Below are 9,226 nucleotides of genomic sequence, written 5' to 3' on the forward strand. Positions count from 1 at the left end.
CGGGCCTCAGGCGAGCCGGATCGCCGCGTTCGGCGCGATCCGCACCGTGCCGAGCCGCCGCAGATGCGCCGCCACCGTCTCCCACACCGGCGGGCCGGCGACCTCCTCGCCGACCGCGGCCCAGCCCGCGACCGCGTAGCTGCGCCCGGCCTCCAGCGGGGCGCCGCTGGCCAGCAGGGTGAGCGCGTCGATCCGACGCCCCTTGGGCGCATCCGGGTCGAGCACGAAGCCGAGCCCGCCCGCGCGCACCATGTCGCCGCCCTGCTGGTAGAACGGATCGGGGTGGAACAGGTTGTCGGCGACGTCCTCGAGCAGCGCCTTGATCTGCTCGCCGGTCATGCTCCGGCGCCAGACGTTCGGATAGGTGATGGCGGTCTGCTCCAGCACCGCCTCCATGGTGATCGGGCTCGCCGCGGGCAGCGCCGTGCCCCAGCGGAATCCCGGCGAGAGCGCGATCTCGGCCCCGGTCTCGGCCATCAGGGCGGCGCAGATCAGGTCGTCCCAGGTGCCGTTCAGCGTGCCGCGGCGCCAGAGCGTCGTTTCGGTCTCGGCGAGCACGGTGTCGAGCAGCGGCGCGTGCGGCGCGCGCGCGGCCGCGACCGCCGCCGCCGTCGCGGCATCGGGCCGGATCGCCTCGGCGAACACCGGGATCAGGGCGTGGCGGTGCTCCACCACCCGGCCGCCCGCCACCGCGAGATCGATCCGGGTCAGGAACTTGCCGTGCGCGCCCGAGGCCACGAGCAGGGTGCGTCCCACCGTCAGCGGTGCGGGCGTGCAGTCGTGGGTGTGGCCGGAGAGGATCACGTCGATCCCCTCGATGCGCCGGGCGAGCGCGCGATCCAGCGCCACGCCGTTGTGGCTCAGCAGCACCACCACCTCGGCGCCGGCGGCGCGCGCCTCGGCGACGCGCTCGGCGAGCTTCTCGGCCTGGATCCCCATGGTCCAGTCGGGGATCAGGCGTGCCGGATTGGCGATCGGCGTGTAGGGGAAGGCCTGGCCGATCACGGCGACGGCGACACCGCCGCGCTCGAACAGGTGGAGTGCGGGGAACACGTCGTCGTTCCACTCGCGATCCTGCACGTTGCCGGCGAGGAACCGCGTGCCGGCCGCCTCGGCGGCGGCGATGAGCGCGCGCATCTGCTCGGCGCCGTAGGTGAACTCCCAGTGCCCGGTCATCGCCTCGGGCGCGAGCGGCGCCATCGCCGCGACGATCGCCGCGCCGCGGCTCGCGAGCGCCGGCCAGCCGCCCTGCCAGGTGTCGCCGCCGTCGAGCAGCAGGGTGCGGCCCGGGCGGTCGGCGCGGATCGCCGCCACCAGCGTGGCGATCCGGTCGAGCCCGCCCATGCGGCCGTAGCTGCGTGCGAGGCGCTCGAAGTCCTCGGCGCTCACCGCGTGCGCCATCGGCGTGCCGGCGGCGATGCCGAACCAGCGACGGAACGCGGCGCCGGTGAGGAACGGCGGCTCGGCGCGCGCGCCGCCCACGCCGCGGTTGATCTCGGCCTCGCGCAGATGCGCGGGCAGGAGCTGGCCGTGCAGATCGGAGAGGTGCAGCAGCGTCACCTGCCCGAGCGGGGCGAAGCGCAGAAGCGCGTCCTCGGAGAGCCGCTCCCCGGCGGCCGCGGCGAGCGATCCGGACGCGGCGAGCGCGGCGGCGCCGGCCAGCAGGTCGCGGCGCGCCAGCACCGCCGCCTCAGCCGACGCGCAGCTCCGCGGTCAGCCGCGCGGTCTCGCCCGCGTCGTTGGTCCAGACGAACTCGAACCGACCCGACCGCTCGGCGCGGAACGGGAAGGCGATGTAGGGATTGGCCGAGACGGCGGTGTGCAGGTCCATCCGGAACACCTCGGCGCCCTCGAACCGGGCGACGAAGCTGCGGATGATGTCGCGCGGGATCGTCGCGCCGGCGGTATCGCGGCGCTGGCCCGTTTCCATCGGATGCGTGATCAGGGTGCGGATCTCGATCACGTCGCCCGCCTTCACCCCGGTCGGGATGCGGGCGCGGGGCGTGCCCATCGGTGCTGCCATGTCCGTTCTCCCTCTCAGCCGCCGCAGCCGCCGATGGTGACCTTCACCTCCTGGCGGGCGAGGTAGACCGACCCGTCGCTCATCTCGGCCACCGCGATCACGTCCTGGGTCTCGCCGAGCCGGATGCGCGTCGAGGCCTCGGCGCGGCCGCAGGCCGGGGTGAAGTGGAATGACGCCACCTCGGCGAAGGGGTTGGCGTCGGCGAAGATGTGCACGGTCTTGACGTGATCCGCCGCCGTCATCGGGCTCTCGACCGCGACGGTCAGCGGCACGGCATTGCCGTTCTCGGCGATCGCCGGCAGGCGGATCGCGATCCGTCCCTGGTTCACGGCACGGTTGCCGACGATCTTGGCGATCGTGACTTCGGTGGGGGTGCGCGTCGCCGCCGGCGCGGCCGGCGGCAGCACCGCGGCGGCGGCGAGCGCGCCGGCGGCGGTCAGGGCCGTGCGGCGGCCGATGTGAGCCGTGATCGGCATTCCCGTCTCCTCGTTTCTCCCGGCGGTCACGGCGGCACCGTTCCCGCCGTGGCTCCGTTCTGCAGGTTCATATTCGTGATCTTGAACATATCACGCAAGGACGACGCAAGCCTTGTGCGATCCTGTCGCCGCGCGCCCCGCTCACCAGCACGTGTGTTCGCCGGCCATTGGCCACCCCCCGCCTCGTGCCCGGCCGCGGGGTATGAAGCCCGCCGCCCCGCTGCTATAGCGGCGCCTTCCCGAGACATGGGCATGAACGAGCGATGCTGATTTCCCCCGCCTACGCGCAGGCCGGCGACCCCACGGGCGGGCTGATGAGCCTGGCCCCGCTGATCCTGATCTTCATCGTCTTCTACTTCATCCTGATCCGGCCCCAGCAGCGCAAGGCCAAGGAGCATCGCGAGATGCTGGCCGCACTCCAGCGCGGCGACCGGGTGGTGACGGGGGGGGGCGTATTCGGCACGGTGATCCGGGTGACGCCCGAGAGCGACGAGGTGATCGTCGAGATCTCGAAGAATCCGCAGCTTCGCGTCACCGTGCTCAAGAGCACCATCCAGTCGGTGCTGCGCGAGCCGACCGAGGCGCCGAAGCCGGAGGAGGCGGAGCAGCAGCAGCGCCAGGGCAAGCGGCGCAAGGGCCGGCCGGAGGGCGAGGCCGCGGCGGAAGGGCAGGCCGAGACCGCGCCGGCCGACCAGGCCGAGCCGCGTCCCGAACCGGGCCCGGCGAACGACCAGGCGCCGCCGCCACGCCAGGGCTGAGGCCATGACGCCGCCCGTGCTGCAGGGCTACGGCCCGGGCGGGTTCCGCATCTCCGGGGCGACGGTGGCGGGCTCGGTGCTCCTGCTGCCGGACCGGATGCTGCCCTGGGCGGCGGCGTCGCTTGCGGAGGCGAGCGCCGAGAGCCTCGCGCCGGTGATCGCGGCGGGGGACGCGCTCGATCTGCTGGTGCTCGGCACCGGCCAGCGCTTCGCGCTGGCACCCGCGGGGCTGGTGGCGGCGCTGCGCGCGGTCGGCGTCGCGGTCGAGGCGATGGACACGGCGGCCGCCTGCCGCACCTTCCCCCAGCTCGCGGCCGAGGGGCGGCGCGTCGCCGCGGCGCTGATCGCGCTGTAGCTGCGTGCGTGAGCTCAGTGCGTGTGGCGGCCGTGGCCGCCATGGCCCTCCGGCCCGCGCGCGCCGGCGGCCAGCACGGGCACCTCGACCTCGACCTGGCCCGCCTTCTCGAAGGTGAGCGTCAGCCGGATGGTCTCGCCGCGCTTGAGGTCGCGCGTGAGCCCGATCAGCATCACGTGCAACCCCCCCGGCTGAAGCACCGCGGGCTCGCCCGGATGCACCTCGATCGCGGCCACGGGGCGCATGCGCATCACCCCGCCCTCATGGATGTGGGCGTGCAGCTCGACCGTCTGCGCGACCGCGCTCGCGGCCGAGACCAGCCGGTCGGGCGTGTCGGTCGGGTTGACCAGGGTCATGTAGGCGGCAGCCGTCCGCCCGGCGAGCGCGGCGCGCGCCCACGGGTCGACCACCTCGATGCGATGGTCGTGATGCGCGGCGGCCGGCGTCGCCATGGCGGCGAGCGCGAGGGCGAGGGCCGAACGGCGGGTGATCATGGTTGGTCTCCGTCGGGTTGCCGCGCCGTCAGGCGGCGCTGTCGTCCTGGTGCGCGACCGCGATGATGGCGAGGAACGCCAGCGGCACCAGCGCCAGCGCGGCGTAGAACAGCACCGCCGGCGTCCAGTACCAGGCGAGCAGCGTGAGCGCCATCGCGACATTGGCGATGAACAGCAGCGTGCCGGTGTCGGTCGCGCCGGGCCGCCGCGCCGTCTCGCGCCGCGCCGTGCCGGTCTCGCCGCGCTGGCCGGCGGCGAGCCACGCCAGCGCCGCGACCGCGGCCACCGCCGCCCCGACCAGCCACAGGCTGGAGGCCGGGCGATCGAGCCCACCGAGCCAGACGAGGCCGACACCGCCGATCAGCAGCACGGCCGCCGGCAGCGCCGCCGTCAGCACGCGCGCGAGCCGGAGCCGGGAATCTTGGCCGAGCGCGTCGCCCATCTCGCGCAGGTTGCGGATCCAGAACAGCCCCGCCAGCGGCAGCGAGGCGAGCAGCAGCACCACGGCCTCGGGCCCGTCGAAGCCCTGCTTGGGGCCGCGCAGCCCGGCGGCGAACAGCAGGCCCCACACGAGGAACGGGGTCAGCATGAAGCCGGCGATCAGGAACGGGATGGCGCGCGCCACCCGCCCCGGGGGCGAGGATCGATCTGTGGTCATGGCCCGCAGATGGGGGGCGCGGGGGCGGCCGTCCAGCCGCCCCCGCCGCAGGTCAGGCCTTCGCCAGCAGGCTCTCGACATACTCCCAGTTCACCAGCTTCTCGAGGAAGTTGGTCAGGTAGTCCGGCCGGCGGTTGCGGAAGTCGAGGTAGTAGCTGTGCTCCCACACGTCGCAGCCGAGGATCGCCGTGCCCTGGCCCTCGGCCAGCGGGTTGGAGCCGTTCGGCGTCTTGGTGCAGGCGAGCTTGCCGTCCTTGCCGACCACGAGCCACGCCCAGCCCGAGCCGAACTGCGTCGCGCCGGCCTGCTTGAACGCGTCCTTGAACTTCTCGACCGAGCCGAAATCCGAGACGATCTTCGCCTCCAGCCTGCCCGGCAGCGCACCACCGCCGTTCGGCTTCATGCAGGGCCAGAACAGATTGTGGTTCCAGTGCTGCCCGGCATTGTTGAACACGCCCGCCATCTCGGCCTTGCCGTAGGAGAGCTTCACGATCTCCTCGAGCGACTTGCCCTGGAGGTTGGCGTCCTTCTCGACGAAGCCGTTCAGCGCCGTGACATAGGCCTGGTGGTGCTTGCCGTGGTGCAGCTCGAGCGTCTCCTGGCACATGCCCGAGGCGGCGAGGGCGTCGTGCGCATAGGGCAGCGACGGCAGGGTGAAGGCCATGGCGTCTGTCTCCGCTGAGTGGGGGTGAAGGCAGCGGCAGGTAAGTCCCGTTGCGGGGGATCGTCAACCGGGCCGCGCCGTGCCACGTGACGCGCGATGTCGCCCCCGCTTTCGCCCTGCGGCGCGATCCTGCGCCGCGACGATCCAGACCGCTTCCTGTGCGCGCTGTTCGCGCCCGAGGCCGCGCGCGAGGCGCTGTTCACGCTCGGCGCGTTCAACGTGGCGCTCGCCGGCGTGCGCGATGCCGTGACCGAACCCGCGCTCGGCCTGATCCGGCTGCACTGGTGGCGCGAGGTGGTGGAGGAGGCCTCGCACGGACGGTTCCGCCGCCACGAGGTGGCCGAGCCGCTCGGCCGGCTGGTGGCGTCGCGCGGGCTCGATCCGGCGCTGCTGGATGCCGTGATCACCGCGCGCGAGGCGGAGCTGGCGGAGGAGGGGATCCCCGACCCGTCCGCGCTGGAGACCTACGCCGCGGCGAGTGCGGGCGGGCTGATGCGGCTCGGCCTCGCGGTGCTGGGGGCGGAGGCGCCGGCCGCCGTGTCGGCCGCGCGGCATGCGGGGGTGGTGTACGGGCTCGCCGGCATCCTGCGCGCCTCCCCGGTGCTGGCGGCGCGCGGGCGCACCCTGCTGCCGCGCGCGCTGCTGCGGGCGGAGGGCGTGCGGCTCGCGGACCTCGCGCGCGCGCCTTCCGGGGAGGGGGTGCGGCGCGTGGCGCGCGTGCTGGCGGAGCTGGCCGAGAGCCATGCGGTGACGCTGCGCGGGCTGCTGCCGGAGGTGCCGCGCGCGGCGCGCCCCGCGCTGCTGCCGGCCGCGCTCGGCGTGCGCACGCTGCGCCGGCTGCGCGGGGCGGGGTTCGATCCGGGCGATGTGCGCGTGGCGGGGCCGCGTCTCGGCGCGCAATGGGCGGTCGCGCGCATGGCATGGACGGGGCGGGTGTGAGGGGCCGGGTGTGAGGCCGCTTGCCGCGGCGCGGGCGCATCACTAGGGTCCGCGCCACTGGCGGGGCGTAGCGCAGCCTGGTAGCGCGTCTGCCTTGGGCGCAGAAGGTCGTCGGTTCGAATCCGGCCGCCCCGACCAGGTGGAGCACGAGGGACGATGCGGGCGCGAATCTACAAGCCGCCGAAGACGGCGATGCAGTCGGGCTGGGCGAAGACACGCGAGTGGGTGCTGGAATACGAGCCGGCCGAACGGCGCGTGGCCGACCCGCTGATGGGCTGGATCGGCTCGGGCGACACGCTGTCGTCCCAGGTGCGGCTGCGGTTTCCCACCAGGGAGGCGGCCATCGCCTATGCCGAGAAGCACGGGATTCCGTATGAGGTGGAGGAGACGGCGGAGCGGGTGATCCGCCCGAAGGCCTATGCCGACAACTTCGCCTATACGCGGGCGGAGAACTGGACGCATTGAGCCTATCCTCGCCGAGCTCGGCCAGGCCGAATGCGCGTTTCCAGCTCAGGTCGAGACCGGGGAGAGAAACGCGTCAGCCCGTTGCCCCTTGCGTCCGAAACTGACGCGTTTCCTCATTAGCCTCCTCGCCGACGTGGTCGGAGAACGGAGGAGGAGATGCGTCGCAGCGCAGTTGCCCTGGTCACGCCCGTTGCTCTCGGTGTGCTCGCCGGTTGCGCGACGATGATCCGCGGCACGGAACAGCAGGTGTCGATCAACACCATCCCGGTGGGCGCTCAGGTTCAGCTCTCGAACGGCATGTCCTGCACCTCTCCCTGCACGCTCACGGTGCCGCGCAACCAGTCGCTGGCGATGACCATCACTCGTGAGGGCTGCGCGCCGCAGACCGCCTCCATGATTCCCGCGCTGGCGGGGGCCGGCGTGATCCTGGGCGGGCTGATCGATTACGGGACCGGCGCGGTCTACGACCTGCAACCCAACCCGCTGACGGTGACGCTGATCTGTCGGGATACGCTGAGCGCGCGCTGATCCGCCGTCGGTCGCATCGGCCGGCTGCGCGCGGTCGCGGCTCGCCCGAGGGGCGGGAGCGAGGGGGCGCAACGCGGTTCTGTCTTGGCGCGCTCCTGCTATAAGACGGCCCTCGCCGGGCGCCCTTAGCTCAGCTGGATAGAGCGGCAGCCTTCTAAGCTGCGGGTCGGGGGTTCGAATCCCTCAGGGCGCGCCAGATTCCGCTATCATTCGTCCCAGCGGCTGAGGAACGCGATTCGACTTGCCCTGACTTGGCCGGCGCCGCAGGCCGGCCGCAGCCGTGGACCCGGGAGATGGCCCTGCGCGACGATGCCCTGACCGTTCCGTTGTTCACCGCGGCTGACGCCTCGCGGCTGGTGGGCGTGCCGGCGCCGACGGCCCGGCGATGGCTCGAAGGCTATTCCTACCAGTACCGGGGCGAGCGGAGGACGACTGCGCCGCGGCTCGGTCCGCATGCGAAGCGCGTCGAGGGAGTGCTGCTGATGAGCTTCCTCGACCTGCTCGAAGTGCGTCTCGCTCGGCGCCTGCGGCAGCGCGGCGTGCCATGGCGCAACGTGGATCGTACCGCTGCGTGGTTCCGCCACGCATGGAAGGCGGAGCATCCGTTCGTGCTCAGGCGTCTTCGGTCCGATGGCCGGGATGTGTTCGCCGAGATCGGCCGGAATCTCGGCGACAAGGCCCTGATGCGGATCGGCACCGACCAGTACGTGTTCGACGCGATCGTCGAGCCGTCGCTGTTCGATGTGCTCGACTTCCGCTCGGATGGCCTGCCGGAACGTCTTTGGCCGGCCGGCCGCGACGCCAAGGTCGTCGTTGATCCGGCGCGCGCGTTCGGTGAGCCGATCCTTGATGCCTTCGGCATCCCGGTGCGCGTGCTCGCGCGTGCCTATGTGGCGAACGACAACGATGCGGCGCGCGTGGCCTCGGCCTTCGAGATTCCGGTGGAGGCGGTCGAGGCCGCGCTCCGCTTCGATGCGGGCCTGCGTGTTGCTGCGTGAAGCTCTACTTCGACCGTACGCAGTCGCCCCGGCTGGCGCGGATCGCTGCCGAGGTTCTCGTGCATCTCGGCCATGGCTGCGACTGGTCGCGCAACCGCTATCCCGACCGCGACCCGGGTGACGTCCAGTGGATGAAAGACCTTGCCGCGGAAGGCGGCTGGGTGGTCGTCACCGGCGACGAGCGCATCATACGCAATCCGGCCGAGCGCGCCGTCTGGCGGGCGTCGGGCCTGACAACGTTCTTTCTGCTGCCGGCTTGGATGCGGGCACCGCTGGAGGATCAGGCGTGGCGGTTGCTGCGGTGGCTGCCGCGCTTCATCGAACTGGCAACGGCCGAGCGCACGGGCACCGGGCTAGCGGTGCCTTTGCGCTGGCATGGCGGCAGGTTGAAGCGCGTCTGGTCGCCGCGGTAGGGTGCTGTTCCCAAATCGCGAACTGGTTGGCCGAATCTCGTCGTGAGAGAGAACCGGTCGTAACGCGTCGGCGGTGATGGGGGCCCTGGTTGGTTCATTTCCGCCCACAAAGCCGCGTCACAACCAGACGTCGGAAACAGTCCCGTAAGCCGGGGCTGCTAGGGTCCGGACTCACCACCAGAACGCCACGATGGCGGCGATATGGACTGCGGCGAGGTAGGTTTCGGCGAGACGGTCGTATCGCGTGGCGACGCGCCTGAAGTCCTTCAGCCGGCAGAACATGCGCTCGATGGCGTTCCGGCTGCGGTAGAGCGCGGGGCTGAAGCAGCTCTTCCAGCGGCGGTTCGCCTTCGGCGGGATGTTCGGCACCGCGCCGCGCGCTTCGATCGCACGTCGGAAGCGATCCGCATCGAAGGCGCGATCTGCGATGACCAGGGCGCCTTTGGGAACAGCCT

The 9,226-nt window shown here is 72.3% G+C and carries 14 protein-coding genes and 2 tRNA genes; 9 read left to right on the forward strand and 7 right to left on the reverse strand.

Annotation, left to right across the window (positions count from 1 at the left end):
• Window positions 1-6: 6 nt before the first annotated feature.
• Genes soxB through soxY form a run of 3 tightly spaced genes read right to left on the reverse strand, consistent with a single transcriptional unit; the run spans window position 7 to window position 2,499 of the window.
• Window positions 7-1,683: a thiosulfohydrolase SoxB gene (gene soxB, locus F563_RS0111770; RefSeq protein ID WP_019014877.1), complete on the reverse strand. Its 1,677-nt coding sequence runs from the start codon at window positions 1,681-1,683 to the stop codon at window positions 7-9.
• A 7-nt stretch (window positions 1,684-1,690) separates the two neighbouring features.
• A complete protein-coding gene (soxZ, locus tag F563_RS0111775; RefSeq protein WP_019014878.1) occupies window positions 1,691-2,023 on the reverse strand; it encodes a thiosulfate oxidation carrier complex protein SoxZ in 333 nt (110 codons plus the stop codon).
• A 14-nt stretch (window positions 2,024-2,037) separates the two neighbouring features.
• Window positions 2,038-2,499 carry a thiosulfate oxidation carrier protein SoxY gene (gene soxY / locus F563_RS0111780; RefSeq protein ID WP_019014879.1) on the reverse strand — a complete coding sequence of 154 codons (462 nt, stop codon included), beginning with the start codon at window positions 2,497-2,499 and terminating at the stop codon, window positions 2,038-2,040.
• 263 nt (window positions 2,500-2,762) lie between these two features.
• On the opposite strand from soxY, the gene yajC reads away from it, so the two are divergent.
• Both yajC and F563_RS0111790 read left to right on the forward strand, forming a co-directional pair.
• A complete protein-coding gene (gene yajC / locus F563_RS24475) occupies window positions 2,763-3,257 on the forward strand; it encodes a preprotein translocase subunit YajC (protein WP_019014880.1) in 495 nt (164 codons plus the stop codon).
• A gap of 4 nt (window positions 3,258-3,261) precedes the next feature.
• A complete protein-coding gene (locus tag F563_RS0111790) occupies window positions 3,262-3,612 on the forward strand; it encodes an Mth938-like domain-containing protein (RefSeq protein ID WP_019014881.1) in 351 nt (116 codons plus the stop codon).
• A gap of 14 nt (window positions 3,613-3,626) precedes the next feature.
• Here the strand turns inward: F563_RS0111790 and F563_RS0111795 are convergent, their stop codons facing one another.
• Genes F563_RS0111795 through F563_RS0111805 form a run of 3 tightly spaced genes read right to left on the reverse strand, consistent with a single transcriptional unit; the run spans window position 3,627 to window position 5,428 of the window.
• Window positions 3,627-4,106: a copper chaperone PCu(A)C gene (locus F563_RS0111795; RefSeq protein ID WP_019014882.1), complete on the reverse strand. Its 480-nt coding sequence runs from the start codon at window positions 4,104-4,106 to the stop codon at window positions 3,627-3,629.
• 28 nt (window positions 4,107-4,134) lie between these two features.
• On the reverse strand, window positions 4,135-4,764 hold the full coding sequence (locus F563_RS0111800; RefSeq protein WP_156825156.1) for a hypothetical protein: 630 nt from the start codon (window positions 4,762-4,764) through the stop codon (window positions 4,135-4,137).
• A gap of 52 nt (window positions 4,765-4,816) precedes the next feature.
• On the reverse strand, window positions 4,817-5,428 hold the full coding sequence (locus F563_RS0111805) for a superoxide dismutase (protein ID WP_019014884.1): 612 nt from the start codon (window positions 5,426-5,428) through the stop codon (window positions 4,817-4,819).
• Between the two features lie 96 nt (window positions 5,429-5,524).
• On the opposite strand from F563_RS0111805, the gene F563_RS22410 reads away from it, so the two are divergent.
• From F563_RS22410 to F563_RS23980, 7 genes are all read left to right on the forward strand, one after another.
• Window positions 5,525-6,367 carry a phytoene/squalene synthase family protein gene (locus tag F563_RS22410; RefSeq protein WP_019014885.1) on the forward strand — a complete coding sequence of 281 codons (843 nt, stop codon included), beginning with the start codon at window positions 5,525-5,527 and terminating at the stop codon, window positions 6,365-6,367.
• A 61-nt stretch (window positions 6,368-6,428) separates the two neighbouring features.
• Window positions 6,429-6,505 (forward strand) — tRNA-Pro (locus tag F563_RS0111815).
• Between the two features lie 18 nt (window positions 6,506-6,523).
• Window positions 6,524-6,832 (forward strand): ETC complex I subunit, encoded by a 309-nt coding sequence (locus F563_RS0111820; protein ID WP_019014886.1) that lies wholly within the window; start codon window positions 6,524-6,526, stop codon window positions 6,830-6,832.
• Window positions 6,833-6,988: 156 nt separating this feature from the next.
• The gene (locus F563_RS0111825) at window positions 6,989-7,360 is read left to right on the forward strand and encodes a hypothetical protein (protein ID WP_019014887.1); all 372 of its coding nucleotides are present in this window, start codon (window positions 6,989-6,991) and stop codon (window positions 7,358-7,360) included.
• A gap of 119 nt (window positions 7,361-7,479) precedes the next feature.
• Window positions 7,480-7,556: transfer RNA gene (locus F563_RS0111830), tRNA-Arg, on the forward strand.
• 97 nt (window positions 7,557-7,653) lie between these two features.
• A complete protein-coding gene (locus F563_RS0111835) occupies window positions 7,654-8,358 on the forward strand; it encodes a hypothetical protein (RefSeq protein ID WP_019014888.1) in 705 nt (234 codons plus the stop codon).
• Entirely contained in the window at window positions 8,355-8,771 is a 417-nt protein-coding gene (locus F563_RS23980) for a PIN-like domain-containing protein (protein WP_019014889.1), read from the forward strand. The genes F563_RS0111835 and F563_RS23980 overlap by 4 nt, the downstream gene beginning before the upstream one ends.
• A 171-nt stretch (window positions 8,772-8,942) precedes the next feature.
• Here F563_RS23980 and F563_RS0111845 read toward each other — a convergent pair.
• On the reverse strand, window positions 8,943-9,226 hold a 284-nt coding region (locus F563_RS0111845; protein ID WP_019014890.1), incomplete at its 5' end, for an IS5/IS1182 family transposase.

Origin of the sequence: Elioraea tepidiphila DSM 17972 (assembly GCF_000378465.1) — a bacterium.
Lineage (GTDB): Bacteria > Pseudomonadota > Alphaproteobacteria > Acetobacterales > Acetobacteraceae > Elioraea > Elioraea tepidiphila.

Coding starts and splice junctions, on each gene's coding strand:
- F563_RS0111790 (WP_019014881.1), top strand. CDS start 3,262: ATGACGCCGCCCGTGCTGCAGGGCTACGGCCCGGGCGGGTTCCGCATC.
- F563_RS0111805 (WP_019014884.1), bottom strand. CDS start 5,428: ATGGCCTTCACCCTGCCGTCGCTGCCCTATGCGCACGACGCCCTCGCC.
- F563_RS0111820 (WP_019014886.1), top strand. CDS start 6,524: ATGCGGGCGCGAATCTACAAGCCGCCGAAGACGGCGATGCAGTCGGGC.
- F563_RS0111835 (WP_019014888.1), top strand. CDS start 7,654: ATGGCCCTGCGCGACGATGCCCTGACCGTTCCGTTGTTCACCGCGGCT.
- yajC (WP_019014880.1), top strand. CDS start 2,763: ATGCTGATTTCCCCCGCCTACGCGCAGGCCGGCGACCCCACGGGCGGG.
- soxZ (WP_019014878.1), bottom strand. CDS start 2,023: ATGGCAGCACCGATGGGCACGCCCCGCGCCCGCATCCCGACCGGGGTG.
- F563_RS22410 (WP_019014885.1), top strand. CDS start 5,525: ATGTCGCCCCCGCTTTCGCCCTGCGGCGCGATCCTGCGCCGCGACGAT.
- soxY (WP_019014879.1), bottom strand. CDS start 2,499: ATGCCGATCACGGCTCACATCGGCCGCCGCACGGCCCTGACCGCCGCC.
- F563_RS0111795 (WP_019014882.1), bottom strand. CDS start 4,106: ATGATCACCCGCCGTTCGGCCCTCGCCCTCGCGCTCGCCGCCATGGCG.
- F563_RS0111825 (WP_019014887.1), top strand. CDS start 6,989: ATGCGTCGCAGCGCAGTTGCCCTGGTCACGCCCGTTGCTCTCGGTGTG.
- F563_RS0111800 (WP_156825156.1), bottom strand. CDS start 4,764: ATGACCACAGATCGATCCTCGCCCCCGGGGCGGGTGGCGCGCGCCATC.